At 61.6% G+C, this 15,224-nt stretch carries 12 protein-coding genes; 6 read left to right on the top strand and 6 right to left on the bottom strand.

Annotated elements, in window-relative coordinates; all coding sequences use genetic code 11:
- Positions 1–421: 421 nt before the first annotated feature.
- The 6 genes from M5B98_RS09355 to gap all read right to left on the bottom strand — a co-directional run bounded on the left by M5B98_RS09355 (position 422) and on the right by gap (position 7,105).
- Complete coding sequence (locus M5B98_RS09355; protein ID WP_085709643.1) at positions 422–817, bottom strand: YbaN family protein; 396 nt, start codon at positions 815–817, stop codon at positions 422–424.
- 145 nt (positions 818–962) lie between these two features.
- Positions 963–1,559, bottom strand: coding sequence for a biliverdin-producing heme oxygenase (locus M5B98_RS09350; protein ID WP_248742546.1), 597 nt, complete (start codon positions 1,557–1,559; stop codon positions 963–965).
- A 108-nt stretch (positions 1,560–1,667) separates the two neighbouring features.
- Positions 1,668–4,253: a TonB-dependent receptor gene (locus M5B98_RS09345; protein ID WP_248742545.1), complete on the bottom strand. Its 2,586-nt coding sequence runs from the start codon at positions 4,251–4,253 to the stop codon at positions 1,668–1,670.
- Between the two features lie 122 nt (positions 4,254–4,375).
- On the bottom strand, positions 4,376–5,341 hold the full coding sequence (locus M5B98_RS09340; RefSeq protein ID WP_248742544.1) for a FecR family protein: 966 nt from the start codon (positions 5,339–5,341) through the stop codon (positions 4,376–4,378).
- Positions 5,342–5,465: 124 nt separating this feature from the next.
- Positions 5,466–5,984, bottom strand: coding sequence for an RNA polymerase sigma factor (locus M5B98_RS09335; RefSeq protein ID WP_085709647.1), 519 nt, complete (start codon positions 5,982–5,984; stop codon positions 5,466–5,468).
- A 119-nt stretch (positions 5,985–6,103) separates the two neighbouring features.
- Entirely contained in the window at positions 6,104–7,105 is a 1,002-nt protein-coding gene (gap, locus tag M5B98_RS09330; RefSeq protein ID WP_085709648.1) for a type I glyceraldehyde-3-phosphate dehydrogenase, read from the bottom strand.
- Positions 7,106–7,326: 221 nt separating this feature from the next.
- Between gap and edd the strand changes: the two genes are divergently transcribed.
- The 6 genes from edd (at position 7,327) to M5B98_RS09300 (ending at position 15,160) form a co-directional block, all read left to right on the top strand.
- Positions 7,327–9,153 carry a phosphogluconate dehydratase gene (gene edd / locus M5B98_RS09325; protein ID WP_064598951.1) on the top strand — a complete coding sequence of 609 codons (1,827 nt, stop codon included), beginning with the start codon at positions 7,327–7,329 and terminating at the stop codon, positions 9,151–9,153.
- Entirely contained in the window at positions 9,150–10,106 is a 957-nt protein-coding gene (locus M5B98_RS09320; protein ID WP_085709649.1) for a glucokinase, read from the top strand. The genes edd and M5B98_RS09320 overlap by 4 nt, the downstream gene beginning before the upstream one ends.
- Positions 10,107–10,185: 79 nt before the next feature.
- Positions 10,186–10,917 (top strand): response regulator, encoded by a 732-nt coding sequence (locus tag M5B98_RS09315; RefSeq protein ID WP_025112821.1) that lies wholly within the window; start codon positions 10,186–10,188, stop codon positions 10,915–10,917.
- A 31-nt stretch (positions 10,918–10,948) separates the two neighbouring features.
- Entirely contained in the window at positions 10,949–12,376 is a 1,428-nt protein-coding gene (locus M5B98_RS09310; RefSeq protein WP_162803532.1) for an ATP-binding protein, read from the top strand.
- Between the two features lie 104 nt (positions 12,377–12,480).
- Positions 12,481–13,740: an AGE family epimerase/isomerase gene (locus M5B98_RS09305; RefSeq protein WP_248742543.1), complete on the top strand. Its 1,260-nt coding sequence runs from the start codon at positions 12,481–12,483 to the stop codon at positions 13,738–13,740.
- Positions 13,741–13,858: 118 nt separating this feature from the next.
- Positions 13,859–15,160: an ABC transporter substrate-binding protein gene (locus M5B98_RS09300; RefSeq protein WP_248742542.1), complete on the top strand. Its 1,302-nt coding sequence runs from the start codon at positions 13,859–13,861 to the stop codon at positions 15,158–15,160.
- Positions 15,161–15,224 lie beyond the last annotated feature (64 nt).

The following is a 15,224-nucleotide window of genomic DNA, read 5'->3' as shown; positions in this document are numbered from 1 at the left end:
CGGTGATCACCAGCAGGCTCTCGCCGAAGGTTTTCTGCACCTGCACCGCCTGTTCGGCCGCCTTGGCCTGCAGCAGGTTCTGCACGCTGGCGGTGAGCATTTTGCTGCTCGAGTCGCTGACCAGTTCGTCGTTCTGGTTGGTCTGGTAGATGTTGATGCCGACGATCAGCGCAACCACGCCGAGCAGGCACAGCCCGGACAGCAGGACGATTTTCAGGCGAATGGACAGGGAGTCGAACATGGGGTGTTCTCGCGAATGAATGAACTGTTGGCTACGGGGCACGGAGTTGCCCGGTTCGCCAAATCCATTCAGCGCCATTCATTGCTCATCGGCGCGGGGCGAGGGTGCATGAGGCGCCTGCCGACGAACGGTCACGGCAAAACGTTTGCGCGGGCAAAAGCCCTGAAAAGAAGGGAAAAATCAGGAAATCTTCGGCAGCGATTCCGGGCGTGACCAGATCCACAGGTTGCCCAGGGTCATGCCGGCAATCGCCAGATAGACCGGCCAGCCGTGATCGAGCACCACCAGCATCAGGGTGGCACACAGCAACATGCTGACGGTGGCGCTGACCTTGGCCTTGCGGGCGATGATCTTGCCGTTGCGCCAGTTGCTCAGGATCGGCCCGAACAGCCGATGGTTTTCCAGCCAGGCACTCAGGCGCGGCGAACTGCGGGTCGCGGCCCAGGCGGCGAGCAGGATGAATTCGGTGGTCGGCAGGCCGGGCACGACGATGGCGATCAGGCCGATGCCGAGGCTGACGTAGGCGAGCAGGCCGAACAGCAGGCGGGCGAGTCGGGAGGAGGCGGGTTGGGGCATGGGCTCGAAGTGTGTGAGGCGAAACGGGGATTCTACAGGCTTGCTCGGTTCCCATGTGGGAGCGAGCCTGCTCGCGATGGCGGTATATCAGTCGACATCTGAATCGCTAGCAGGCTAGCTCCCACATTGGGGAGTCGGTGTCGCTTCAGGCCGGTTCGGCTTCCGTGGCGTAAGCCTGTTCCAGCAGCACGGTGAAGCGGTTGAATGCGTCGATCGCACCTTGCTCCACTTCGGCTTCTTCTTCGGCACTGAATTGCAGCGAATCGAGGGTGCGCACGAAGCTCTTCCAGCCTTCGGCGCGGCCGCCTTCAGGCTCGCCCAGGTGACGGGCGCCGAAGGTTTCGCTCAGTTCCAGCGCGACGGCGCGTTTGATCAGGAACGCAGCGCCGAGCTTGGAACCCTCGGACACGAAGATCCAGCCCAGGGCGCGGGCCTTGCTCGGGTTTTTCACTGCACCGGCCACCGGGCCAGGGACTTCGGTGTCCAGATCGGCGAGGTCAGCCTTGGCGGCTTCGGCGCGGCAGCGGGCCGGCAGGTCAGGGACGATAGCGGTCAGTTCTGCATCGTTGTACAGCGAGACCAGTTCCGACTGGAACAGGTACTGCGCGACCACGAAGCGGGCGAAATTGGCGCGGGTTTCGAACGGCGCATGGGCCTTCACCAGCGCATCGAGCTTGCTGTGCGGCTCGTGAGTGATCTGGTTCAGGCGTTGCGAACGCAGGGCTTTTTCCGGGGTGCTCATGAGATGTCCTTGATAAAAGAGGCGCTTGATAACGAGACGAACGGGCAAGCGCCGGACAGTAAAAAAACCTCACGGCGCGACAATGCACGCACCGTGAGGTCATCCGGATCAGATATCCCAGACCAGATTGATCGCGAAGTTGCGACCCGGCTGGGTCAGGCGATCAAGGTTGGCCGGTTGTGTCACCGACGCTTCGCCGACGCTGTCGTAACCGCGCACGTCATCCCACAACCAGTACTTCTTGTCCGTCAGGTTGTAGATGCCGCCGCTGACGGTGACGTCGTCGGTCACCTTGTAGTAGCCGGCCAGATCGAGAATGCCGAAGCCTGGGGACTTGAATTGACTGCTGACACCGTCCGGCGACTTGAAGTTGGTGTCGTCGACGCGATCCTTTTTCTTCACCACGGTCCAGCTCAGCAGGCCGCCGTAGTTGTCCTGGTCATAACCCAGACCGAATACGCCGGTCAGCGGGTTGACGCTGTTCAACGGCTCGCCGTTGTCGTTGTTGCGTCCATAGGCGTAGGAGATCGAACCCTGGGTGTACAGACCTTGCGGCGCGCCGAAGGAATCCAGGTTCAGGCGACCTTTGACTTCGGCACCCTTGATGGTGGCGTGCTTGATGTTGCTGGACTGGAAGGTCAGCTCGCTGTAGCCCGGGGTGACGGCGTCTTCGTTGATGAAGTCGCGGTACTTGTTATAGAACACCGCCACGTCGAACGAGCCTTGCTCGAAGTTGCCGCGCAGACCGGTTTCATAGCTTTTGCTCTTTTCCGGTTCCAGGTTCGGGTTCGGCGCCACGTTGTAGCCGGTGGTGCTGTTCTCGAAGCGGCCGTACAGCGCTTTCGCGGTCGGGGTGCGGAAGCCTTCGGCGTACTGGCCGTACCAGGTGTAGTTGTCGGTCAGGGCGTAGGTCAGGCCGAATTTCGGCGAGACTTTATGCCAGGTCTTGTTTTCGTCGCTCACCGTGCCTTTGCCATCGGCAGCCACGGTGTTGAGGAATTCCTGAGTGATGTGTGGCTTGAGCTGCGTGTAGTCGTACCGCAGGCCCGGCAGGAAGGTCCACTTGTTCCAGCTGATTTGATCCTGGGCGAACAGGCTGTAGGTGTTGATGGTCGGGTCCGGGAAATCGCTGGACTTCTTCAGCACGTCCGCCGCACTGGTGGCGCCGATGGCGGTGCAGCCGCGACCGACTGCCAGGCACTTGCCGTCGCCGCTGCGTGAACCGGTGACTTTCTGTTGCTTGATCGTGGTGCCGTAGGTCAGCACGTGATCGGTGTCACCGATGGCGAATGCCTTGTCCAGTTGCGCATCGAACACCCACTGTTTTTCCTCGTAGATCGTGTCGCGGGTACGCAGCACTTTACGGGTCATCGGGTAGTAGAACTCTTCGGTGCTCTGGTCGGTCTTGGCAACCTGGTGGTTGAGGCTCCACTTCACGTTGTCCGCCAACAGGCTGTCGAGGGCGAAGCTGTGTTCCAGGCCGAAACGCTCACGGGTGACGGTGTCGTTGCCGGTACGCCACTGGTACATGCCGCCGGGCAGCATGCTGTTGGGAATGGTCGGAGCGCCATTGAAGAACGGGCCGCCGTAAGCACTTTTCTGATCGGTGTCGCGATCGTCCTTGTACTTCTCATAAGTCAGGCCCAGACGCGAACCTTCGCTGTAGTTCCAGCCGATCTTGGCCAGCACGTTGGAGGCTTTCACGTCCTCCGGGTTGGCGGCAGTGCGCTCAAGACCGGTGCCGTTGTTGCTGCCGTAGGAATCGGTTTCATGACCGTCGCGCTGGCTGTAGTGCAACAAGCCGTCGAACTGCTCGGCGCGACCGGCGACGGTGGCGGATTTCAGCCAGCTGTCGTCGGCGGAGCTGTAGCCGGTCTTCAGGCGGGCGCCGACGTCTTGGCCGGGCTTGATGATGTCGTCCGGGTCGAGAGTGTAGTAGCTGACCGCGCCACCGATAGCGTTGCTGCCGTACAGCACCGAGGCCGGGCCGCGAAGGATTTCCACGCGTTTGACGATTTCCGGATCGACGTAGTTGCGTTGAGTCTTGGCGTACGGGCCGTTGAAGAAGCCGTCCGGTACTTCGACACCATCCACTTGAGTCAGGATGCGATCACCGTCGATGCCGCGAATGTTGTAGCCGCTGATACCGCCGCGCTGACCGGCGCCGCCGACGGAGACGCCCGGCTCGTAGCGCACCAGATCCTTGATGGTGTTGACGTTGTTGCGGTCCAGGTCCTGACGGGTCTGCACGGTGACGGTGGCCGGTACGCTGTTGACCGACTGTTCCTGACGGGTGGCGCTGATGGTCACCTGGTCGAGGTTGAGTGCGCCGCTGTTGTTGCGCTTTTCCAGCACGACGTTGTTGTTGCTCAGCTTGCGGAAGCTCAGGTTGGTCCCCACCAACAGGCGCTCCAGGGCCTTTTCCGGTGGCAGCGAACCGCGCACGCCCGGGGACGACACGCCTTTACCCAATTCAGCCGGCAAGCCGACTTGCCAGCCGGTGACGGCGGTGAACGCGTTGAGCGCCGACACCAGCGGTTGCTGGCCGATGGCGAACGAGTAATCACCCATGTTGCGTGCCGGTTGCTCGGTGGCGGCCATCAGCGGCGCAGTGCCGGCCATCAGGATGGCGGCGGTCAGCAACGACAGCACGCGGGAAGGGGAAGAAGTCTGGCGGGTAAGGCGTGAGGACATCGATAGCGCTCCGTGTCGCACGAATCTTTATAGGTGCTGATTTGCGTCCGAAGATGCGAATCAATTGCATTGGCTATAACGAGACGAACGAGCTTTAGCTATCGAGTAAAAATAATTCTCATTTAGTTCAAAATCACCAGCGCCGGGAATTCCTGAAGCTTGGCCGAGGTGATGTGAGCGAGCGAACGCACCACGTCCAGCGGCTGGTCGAGGCGGTAATTGCCGGTGACGGCGACGTCGGCCAGATGTTCGTTGGTGTTGATGATGAAGCCCGGGTAGTAGCGGCGCAGTTCGGCCAGCACCTGATTTAGCGGACAGTTCTCGAAGATCAACCGACCCTGCACCCATGCCAGATCGGTGGCTGCATCGACCTTGGCCGGCCGGTCGAAACCGTTTGGACCGATGCGGATGCTTTCCCCGGCGGACAAACGCACCCGGGCATCGTCACGGGTCGCACGCAGATCGACATCGCCACGCTGCACTCGAACCTGCGCCACGCCATCCAGATAACGCACGGCGAACGCGGTGTCGCGCACGCTGGCCTTCACCGGACCGGCGTCAATTTCCAGCGGCTGGCTGCGGCTGGCCGGGATCTCGAAAAACGCTTCGCCCTGATACAGCCGCGCAACGCGCTGACGATCGTTGATCGTGCTGGAGAAGGCGGAATTGGTGTTGAGCAGAACTTTCGAGCCGTCTTCCAACTGCAAACGTTGCCGCTCGCCGACCACGGTCAGGTGATCGGCCTGCAGACGCATCGGCAGGTTGCTGAAACTGAACAGACCGAGAATCAGCACCGCAGCGGTGGCCAAGGGTTTCCAGTGCGGGCGCAGGCGTGTGAGGACGGTGACTTTCTTCGGTTTGGCCGCAAGCTCTTGCGCGCACTGGGCGATCTGCGGGCCGTCCCAGATCGACTGGGCCTTGGCGAATGCCTGGGCGTTCAACGGATCGGCCGCCAGCCAGGCATGAAACTGCCGGGTCTGCTCCTCGTCCGGGCTGCCGAGCACGATGAGCCAGTCCAGAGCCTGGTCCATTGCGTTGGCGGCGTCCTGCGCCGTGTCGGGCGAAGGAGGGCGGTGGGTGTCCGTCACGGTGTTTCCTCGGCAGTGTCTGTGCACGGCTGTTTTTTTAGTGAAGCGTAAAAGTCGGGCAAGGGTAACAAAGGCCGATGATCAGTGCAGTCGATCCTGGCACTTAGAGAAAAAACCTACAGCATCAGTCGCCATTCAAGCGCTCGGCGACACCGATGCAAATGGTCATGATCAATTTGAGTTCTTTCTGCACCGTGCTGAGAGACACGCTGAGTTCTTCGGCGATTTCCTGATAGCTGTGCCCGTGCAGGCGGCTGAGGATGAAGATTTGCTGCTGACGGGGGCTGAGTTCACCGAGGCTCACGTTCAGGCGCTCCAGCAATTGTTCGGCGTGGGCGGCGTCTTCCGCGCTGCTGGCGGGGGCGGCGACGCTGTGCACCACGTCCTGCGGCACGTCGTCGACCATGGTCCGCGAATGAATCTTGCGTGCACGCAAATGGTCCAGCGCCAGGTTGCGCGCAGTCTGGAAGACAAAGGGTTCAAGGTGATCGATGGCCCGTTCGCTCAGCGCCCGCGTGACGCGCAGGTAGGTTTCCTGCAGCAGGTCTTCGGCGGTGCTGTGGTTGTTGACCATGCGTTCCAGCGTTCGCAGCAATGAAGTGCGCTGGGCGAGGAAAACGTGATTGAACTGCGACTGACTCACGGGAGGACCTGATCCATTTCGAGCGAATGATAATGCTTATCATCCGCCCGAATGGTCAAGTGTTGATTTGTCAAAGGTTGGTAAAGCCACTACCCGCCTTCAAATCGGCAGTAGCGGTTTTATTCCGCGTTGCACAGCGCCAGGCAGTTATCGAGCATGCGGTTGGAGAAGCCCCACTCGTTGTCGTACCAGGCCAGCACCTTCAGCAGTTTGCCGCTGGATTTGGTGTGGTTGGCGTCGAAGATCGACGACAACGGGTTGTGGTTGAAGTCGCTCGATACCAGCGGCAGGGTGTTGTAGCCGAGGATTTTCGAGTGCTGGCTCGCGGCTTTCATCAGTGCGTTCACTTCATCGGCCGAGGCTTCGCGCTTCAACTGCACGGTCAGGTCAACCAGCGACACATTGATCACCGGCACGCGCACGGCCATGCCGGTCAGCTTGCCCGCCAGTTCCGGCAGTACCAGGCCCACGGCTTCGGCAGCGCCGGTCTTGCTCGGAATCATGTTCTGGGTGGCGGAGCGGGCGCGGTACGGGTCGGTGTGGTAGACGTCGGTCAGGTTCTGGTCGTTGGTGTAGGCGTGAATCGTGGTCATCAGACCGCTTTCGATGCCCAGTTCGCGGTGCAGCACCTGGGCCACCGGGGCCAGGCAGTTGGTGGTGCACGAGGCGTTGGAAATGATCTGGTGCGACTGGCGCAGGATGTCGTGGTTCACGCCATAGACGACAGTGGCATCGGCGCCCTTGGCCGGGGCCGAGATGATGACTTTGCGCGCCCCGGCAGTAATATGCGCGGCGGCTTTGGCCCGGTCGGTGAACAGACCGGTGCATTCGAACACCACATCAATCTTTTCCGCAGCCCATGGCAGTTCGGCAGGGTTGCGGATGGCGCTGACCGAAATACGGTCACCGTTGACGGTCAGACTCTCGTTGTCATGCGCAACTTCGGCATCGAACGTGCCGTGAACGGTATCGTATTTGAGCAAGTGCGCATTGATCGCGCTGTCGCCCAGATCGTTGATGGCGACGATCTGCAAATCCTGACGATAGCCTTGGGTATACAGTGCGCGCAGGACATTACGGCCGATGCGGCCAAAACCATTGATTGCGATTCGAAGAGTCATTGAACAGCGCCGCCGTCGTTTTGTTGTTGGAATTACAAGATTATTCGCATAAAAATAGAAAACAAGCCTTTTTAGTGGCAATATTTTGTTTTATCTACAACGAGTGACCTGAATCAACTGGTCCGAATGGTCAAGGAAACCGCCCGTCATCCCACACGTGCGGGCGCTTTGGTCAGCATAGACAATCAGGTCGCCACATCCGTTAGCCTGGAGTTCTACACATGCATCCCCGCGTTCTTGAGGTCACCGAACGGCTTATCGCCCGCAGCCGCGCCACGCGTCAGGCTTACCTTGCGCTCATTCGCGGCGCCGCAACCGACGGGCCGATGCGCGGCAAGCTGCAATGCGCCAACTTCGCCCACGGCGTGGCCGGGTGTGGCAGCGAAGACAAGCACAGCCTGCGGATGATGAACTCGGCGAACATCGCCATTGTGTCGTCTTATAACGACATGCTTTCGGCGCACCAGCCGTACGAAGTCTTCCCGGAACAGATCAAGAACGCCCTGCGCGAAATCGGCTCGGTCGGCCAGTTCGCCGGCGGCACGCCTGCCATGTGCGACGGCGTGACCCAGGGCGAGCCGGGCATGGAGCTGAGCTTGCCAAGTCGCGAAGTGATTGCGATGTCCACGGCTGTGGCGCTCTCCCACAACATGTTCGACGGCGCGCTGATGCTTGGCATCTGCGACAAGATCGTGCCGGGGCTGATGATGGGCTCCCTGCGTTTCGGTCACCTGCCGACGATCTTCGTACCGGGCGGGCCGATGGTCTCGGGGATTTCCAACAAGGAAAAAGCCGACGTGCGGCAGAAATACGCCGAAGGCAAGGCGACCCGCGAAGAGCTGCTGGAATCGGAAATGAAGTCCTACCACAGCCCGGGCACCTGCACCTTCTACGGCACCGCCAACACCAACCAGTTGTTGATGGAAGTCATGGGCCTGCATTTGCCGGGCGCTTCTTTCGTCAACCCGAACACGCCGCTGCGCGAGGCCCTGACCCGCGAAGCCGCGCATCAGGTGACGCGCCTGACCAAACAGAACGGCAACTTCCTGCCGATTGGCGAAATCGTCGACGAGAAGGCGCTGGTCAACTCGATCGTCGCGCTGCACGCCACCGGCGGCTCGACCAACCACACCCTGCACATGCCGGCCATCGCCATGGCGGCGGGCATTCAACTGACCTGGCAGGACATGGCCGACCTCTCCGAAGTCGTGCCGACCCTGAGCCACGTCTATCCGAACGGCAAGGCCGACATCAACCACTTCCAGGCGGCGGGCGGCATGTCGTTCCTGATCCGCGAACTGCTCGAAGCCGGCCTGCTGCACGAAGACGTCAACACCGTGCTCGGCCACGGCTTGAGCCAGTACACCAAGGAGCCGTTCCTCGATAACGGCAAACTGGTGTGGCGCGAAGGCCCGACCGACAGCCTCGACGAAAACATCCTGCGTCCGGTGGCCCGTGCGTTCTCGGCAGAGGGCGGCTTGCGGGTGATGGAAGGCAACCTCGGTCGTGGCGTGATGAAAGTGTCCGCCGTGGCGCTGGAAAACCAGATTGTCGAAGCGCCGGCCATGGTGTTCCAGGATCAACAGGATCTGGCCGACGCTTTCAAGGCCGGTCTGCTGGAGAAGGATTTCGTCGCGGTGATGCGCTTCCAGGGCCCGCGTTCCAACGGCATGCCGGAGCTGCACAAGATGACGCCGTTCCTCGGCGTGCTGCAGGATCGCGGCTTCAAAGTGGCGCTGGTGACTGACGGGCGGATGTCCGGCGCGTCGGGGAAAATCCCGGCGGCGATTCACGTCAGCCCCGAAGCTTATGTCGGCGGCGCTTTGGCTCGCGTGCAAGAGGGCGATATCATCCGCGTCGATGGCGTCAAAGGCACCCTGGAACTCAAGGTGGACGCCGCCGAATTCGCAGCGCGCGAACCCGCCAAAGGCCTGTTGGGCAACAACATCGGCAGCGGTCGCGAACTGTTTGGCTTCATGCGTTTGGCATTCAGCTCGGCAGAGCAGGGCGCCAGCGCCTTCACTTCTGCCCTGGAGACGCTTAATTGAAACTGGCTTTGGTCGGTGACATCGGAGGCACCAACGCGCGGTTTGCGTTGTGGAAAGATCAGCAGCTCGAATCGGTGCAGGTACTGGCCACGGCCGACCATGCCAGCCCGGAAGAGGCGATCAGCCTCTATCTGAGCGGGCTCGGCCTGGCACCGGGCGCCATCGGTTCGGTGTGCCTGTCGGTGGCAGGTCCCGTCAGCGGCGATGAGTTCAAGTTCACCAACAACCACTGGCGCCTGAGCCGCAAGGCTTTTTGCCAGGCGTTGCAGGTCGAGCAGTTGCTGCTGGTCAACGACTTCTCCGCCATGGCACTGGGCATGACCCGTTTGCAGCCCGGCGAATTCCGCGTGGTCTGCGAAGGCGAACCGGAACCGTTGCGTCCGGCGGTGGTGATCGGTCCGGGCACCGGCCTGGGCGTCGGCACCTTGCTCGATCTGGGCGAAGGCCGGTTTGCCGCGTTGCCGGGGGAGGGCGGTCACGTCGATCTGCCGCTGAGCAGTCCGCGTGAAACCCAGCTCTGGCAGCACATCCACAACGAGATCGGCCACGTCAGCGCGGAAACGGCGTTGAGCGGCGGTGGCTTGCCTCGGGTGTATCGGGCGATCTGTGCGGTGGATGGTCATGAACCGAAACTCGACACGCCGGAAGCGATCACTGCAGCCGGCCTTGCCGGTGACCCGATTGCCCTGGAAGTGCTGGAGCAGTTCTGCTGCTGGCTCGGTCGCGTAGCCGGCAACAACGTGCTGACCACTGGCGGTCGCGGCGGGGTTTATATCGTTGGCGGCGTGATTCCGCGCTTTGCCGATTTCTTCCTCGAAAGCGGTTTCGCCCGCAGCTTCGCCGACAAGGGTTGCATGAGCGATTACTTCAAGGGAATTCCGGTGTGGCTGGTAACCGCGCCGTACTCGGGTCTGGTCGGTGCAGGAGTGGCGCTCGAACAATCCGGTAAATGAACATTCCCACGCCGAGCGTGGGAACCCTCGGCACATCAGGCATAATCCGCCCAATTCCAACAACAAGGATGCCTTCGAAGTGAGTTCAGTCAACAAGTCGATTTTGTTGGTCGATGACGACCAGGAGATACGCGAGTTGCTGGAAACCTACCTGACCCGTGCGGGTTTTCAGGTACGGGCCACGGCCGACGGCGCCAGTTTCCGCCAGGCGCTGAATGAGGCGCCGAGCGATCTGGTGATCCTTGATGTGATGCTGCCCGATGAAGACGGCTTCAGCCTGTGCCGCTGGGTGCGCCAGCATCCGCGTCAGGCCCAGGTGCCGATCATCATGCTCACCGCCAGTTCCGACGAGGCCGATCGGGTGATCGGCCTGGAACTGGGCGCCGACGACTACCTCGGCAAACCTTTCAGCCCCCGCGAATTGCAAGCGCGAATCAAAGCCCTGCTGCGCCGTGCCCAGTTCGGTCAGGAACGCAGCGGCAGCGAGGTGCTGGCGTTCGATGAGTGGCGACTGGACATGGTCAGCCATCGGCTGTTTCACACCGACGGCGAGGAAGTGATTCTGTCCGGCGCCGACTTCGCCTTGCTCAAGCTGTTCCTTGATCACCCCCAGGAAATCCTCGACCGCGACACCATCGGCAACGCCACCCGCGGCCGCGATCTGATGCCCCTCGATCGTATCGTCGACATGGCCGTCAGCCGCTTGCGCCAGCGTCTGCGCGACACCGAAAAGCCGCCACGGCTGATCCGCACCGTGCGCGGCAGCGGCTACCAACTGGCAGCCAATGTGGTTGCCGGCAATGGTCACTGAGTTCCTGCGCAACACCGCGCGCAAAGTGCCGATGCCCCGTTCGCTGCTCGGGCGGATGCTGCTGCTGACATTGCTCGCGGTGTTGTTCGCCCAGACGCTGTCCAGCGTGATCTGGGTTTCCCAGTTGCGCGCGACCCAGCTCGAAGGCCTGGTCACCAGCGCCCGCAGCCTCGCCCATTCGATGACCGCCAGCGTCAGTTATTTCCGCTCGTTGCCGGTGGCTTATCGGCCGTTGGTGCTCGATCAGTTGCGCAGCATGGGCGGCACCCGTTTTGTGGTGACGCTGAATGACAAACCGCTGGGCATGGAGGTGTTGCCGGTTACACCGCGCAAGGCAGCGGTGCTTCAAGCCGTGGATGAAGTGCTGCGTCAGTCCCTGGGCCAGGACACCGACATTCTGGTGACCTTCGTCAGCCCCGATGACCTGCGTATCTTCAACGCCGGGTTGAAACTCGACGAGTTGCCACGCTCCTGGGCGCATTACGCGCTGACCCTGGAACCGGTGAATCCGCCGGTGCTGGTGACCCAGATCCAGTTGGCACCCGGTGAATGGCTGTACATCGCCTCGCTGTTGCCCGAGCCCTACACCAGTCTTGAAGAGCAGGGCCTGCCGACCCAGCAGGTGTGGTTCATCGTGTTCACCAGCGGTTTTCTGTTGCTGTTCATCGGTCTGCTGGTGCACTGGCAGAGCCGGCCGCTCAAGCGTCTGGCGCGGGCGGCGCGGGACTTGTCGCTGGGCGCCGACGTCGAGCCGGTGGCCGAGGGTGGTGGCAGTGAAGTGGTGGAAGTGGGCCGCGCCTTCAACACCATGCGCGAGCGCATCAGCCGTTACCTGACCGAGCGCAGTCAGTTGTTCAGCGCGATTTCCCATGACCTGCGCACGCCGATCACCCGTCTGCGTCTGCGGGTCGAACTGCTGGAAGACGAACAGCTGCAAACCAAGTTCGGCCGTGATCTGGATGAGCTGGAGCTGCTGGTCAAAGGCGCGTTGCAATGCGTCAAAGACACCGACATCCACGAGAACATCGAGCCGGTGGATCTGAACCATGTGCTCGACTGTCTGGTGGAGCCGTATCTGGCGCCCAACGGCAATGGTCGCGTGACCCAGCAAGGGCGGGCGCTGGCGGCGTATCCGGGCAAGCCATTGGCGCTCAAGCGCTGCATCGGCAACCTGATCGACAATGCGCTGAAGTACGGGCAGAACGCTCATTTGCATATCGATGACGACGAGAGTGCGTTCGTGCTGCATGTCGACGATGAAGGGCCAGGTGTGCCGGAGCAGCGGCTGGAGCAGGTGTTCGAACCGCACTTCCGCTTGGCGGGGCAGCAGCAGGGGTATGGGCTCGGGTTGGGGATTGCCCGCAACATTGCCCATAGTCATGGGGGGGAAGTGACGTTGCAGAATCTGCGTGAGGGTGGATTGCGTGTGACCCTGCAATTACCGCGTTCGGCGGATTGATCTGAATGTCACCGGTCGGTGACAAAACCTGCCCCCTTCGTTACAAGCCAACCCCGGCCCGTTGTTTAGACTGCCAGCAGTCATAACAACAAAAAAGGCCTTCCATGGATCACTTCAATCCGGGCTTCAGCAGTTGGCTGAATGCCCCTGCCCACCAGCAATGGCTCGCCGACGAAGGCCTGCGCCTGCTGGCATTTGCCAAGGCTTCACGGTTGCCCGAAGGCTTCGGCAATCTCGATGAGCGCGGCCAGCTCCAGGCCGGCGCACAAGCCGAAACCATGAACACCGCGCGCATGACCCACAGCTTCGCCATGGCCCACATTCAGGGCCTGCCGGGGTTTGCCGAACTGGTTGATCACGGCATTGCGGCCCTGCGTGGTCCACTGCGTGATGCACTGCATGGCGGCTGGTTCGCCGTCGCCGAACACCGCGACGGCAACACCGGCAAGAACGCTTACCTGCATGCTTTCGTGGCCCTTGCGGCCAGTTCCGCTGTGGTCGCGCAACGTCCCGGCGCGCAGGCGTTGCTGGATGACGCCATCGACATCATCGACACGTATTTCTGGAGCGAAGAAGAGGGCGCCCTGCGCGAATTCTTCAACCGCGACTGGCGCGAAGAAGAAGCCTATCGCGGTGCCAACAGCAACATGCACGCCACCGAAGCGTTCCTCGCGCTCGCCGACGTCACTGAAGACCCACGCTGGCTGGTGCGCGCGCAACGCATCGTCGAGCGGGTGATTCACGGTCACGCCGCTGCCAACGATTATCTGGTGATCGAGCACTTCGACCGCGACTGGCAGCCGCTGCGCGAATACAACCAAGACAATCCTGCCGACGGTTTTCGTCCCTACGGCACCACGCCGGGCCACGGTTTCGAGTGGGCGCGGCTGTTGCTGCACCTCGAAGCGGCGCGGGTCCGGGCCGGCATGCTCACGCCGGGCTGGCTGGCCACCGATGCGCAGAAGCTGTTCGAGAACAACTGCCGTCATGGCTGGGACGTCGATGGCGCCCCGGGCATCGTCTACACCCTCGATTGGGACAACAAGGCCGTGGTGCGCCATCGCCTGCACTGGACCCACGCCGAGGCCAGCGCCGCCGCCAGTGCGTTGCTCAAACGCACCGGCGATGCGCAGTACGAATCCTGGTACCGGCTATTCTGGGAATTCTGCGAAGCGAATTTCATCGACCGCTGCGACGGCAGCTGGCATCACGAACTCGATCCGCAGAACCGTCCAAGTGCCGATATCTGGGCGGGCAAACCGGATCTGTATCACGCCTGGCAGGCGGTACTGATCCCGCGTCTGCCGCTGGCGCCGAGCATGGCGACGGCGCTGGCACAGTTGTCCCGGCCCGTTCCTGTGTAACCATGCGGTGACATTTGCGCGTCCCTTCGTTACCTGCGAGGGGAAACGTCCTGTTTAAACTCGTGTGCAGCGCAAGCACCAGACTTGCATGCATAACAACAAGAAAGGTACATCTCAGATGAATGCGATTTCTCGCCTCGCTACTGTCATTTCTGTCGCCTCCCTGTTCCCGCTCGCTGTGCTGCCCCTGAGTGTTTCCGCTGCCGAATCCAAAGGTTCGGTGGAAGTCGTGCATTGGTGGACGTCCGGTGGCGAAAAAGCCGCCGTCGATGTACTCAAGGCACAAGTGGAAAAAGACGGTTTCACCTGGAAAGACGGCGCTGTCGCCGGTGGTGGCGGTGCGACTGCCATGACCGTGCTGAAAAGCCGTGCCGTCGCCGGCAACCCGCCGGGCGTCGCCCAGATCAAAGGCCCGGACATCCAGGAATGGGCATCCACCGGTCTGCTCGACACTGATGTGCTGAAGGACGTTTCCAAGTCCGAGAAGTGGGACAGCCTGCTCGACAAGAAAGTCTCCGATACCGTGAAGTACGACGGTGATTACGTAGCCGTGCCGGTGAACATTCACCGGGTGAACTGGCTGTGGATCAACCCGGAAGTCTTCAAGAAAGCCGGTATCGCCAAAGCCCCTAACACCCTCGAAGAATTCTACGCCGCCGGCGACAAGCTCAAGGCTGCGGGCTTCATCCCGCTGGCCCACGGCGGTCAGCCTTGGCAGGACAGCACCGTGTTCGAAGCGGTCGTGCTGTCGGTGATGGGTGTTGATGGTTACAAGAAAGCCCTGGTCGATCTGGACAACGCTGCCCTGACCGGTCCGGAAATGGTCAAGGCCCTGACCGAGCTGAAGAAAGTCGCGACCTACATGGACGTCGACGGCAAAGGCCAGGACTGGAACCTGGAAGCGGCCAAGGTCATCAACGGCAAGGCCGGCATGCAGATCATGGGTGACTGGGCCAAGTCCGAATGGACCGCCGCCAAGAAGGTCGCCGGCAAGGATTACGAGTGCGTAGCCTTCCCGGGCACCGACAAGGCGTTCACCTACAACATCGACTCGCTGGCCGTGTTCAAGCAGAAGGACGCGGGCACCGCGGCCGGTCAGCAGGACATCGCCAAAGTCGTGCTGGGTGAAAACTTCCAGAAAGTCTTCAGCATCAACAAGGGCTCGATCCCGGTGCGCAACGACATGCTCGCCGACATGGGCAAGTACGGTTTCGACTCCTGCGCCCAGACCGCTGCCAAGGACTTCCTGGCAGACGCCAAGACCGGCGGCCTGCAGCCGAGCATGGCGCACAACATGGCGACCACGCTGGCCGTACAGGGTGCGTTCTTTGATGTCGTGACCAACTTCATCAACGACCCGAAAGCCGACCCGGCCGATGCTGCGAAGAAACTCGGCACCGCCGTCAAGGCTGCCAAGTAACACCGGCGTAGAGCAGCTGCCAGCTTCAAGTCGCGCATCGGCTTGAGGCTGGCAGCTTGCAGCG

The organism is Pseudomonas sp. MWU12-3088 (genome assembly GCF_023242405.1).
GTDB lineage: Bacteria > Pseudomonadota > Gammaproteobacteria > Pseudomonadales > Pseudomonadaceae > Aquipseudomonas > Aquipseudomonas kribbensis.
Note: the sequence above shows the minus strand (reverse complement) of the source record. Positions and strands in the feature narration are given on the sequence as shown.

Coding starts and splice junctions, on each gene's coding strand:
- M5B98_RS09355 (WP_085709643.1), bottom strand. CDS start 817: ATGCCCCAACCCGCCTCCTCCCGACTCGCCCGCCTGCTGTTCGGCCTG.
- M5B98_RS09350 (WP_248742546.1), bottom strand. CDS start 1,559: ATGAGCACCCCGGAAAAAGCCCTGCGTTCGCAACGCCTGAACCAGATC.
- M5B98_RS09345 (WP_248742545.1), bottom strand. CDS start 4,253: ATGTCCTCACGCCTTACCCGCCAGACTTCTTCCCCTTCCCGCGTGCTG.
- gap (WP_085709648.1), bottom strand. CDS start 7,105: ATGACTCTTCGAATCGCAATCAATGGTTTTGGCCGCATCGGCCGTAAT.
- edd (WP_064598951.1), top strand. CDS start 7,327: ATGCATCCCCGCGTTCTTGAGGTCACCGAACGGCTTATCGCCCGCAGC.
- M5B98_RS09310 (WP_162803532.1), top strand. CDS start 10,949: ATGCCCCGTTCGCTGCTCGGGCGGATGCTGCTGCTGACATTGCTCGCG.
- M5B98_RS09305 (WP_248742543.1), top strand. CDS start 12,481: ATGGATCACTTCAATCCGGGCTTCAGCAGTTGGCTGAATGCCCCTGCC.
- M5B98_RS09300 (WP_248742542.1), top strand. CDS start 13,859: ATGAATGCGATTTCTCGCCTCGCTACTGTCATTTCTGTCGCCTCCCTG.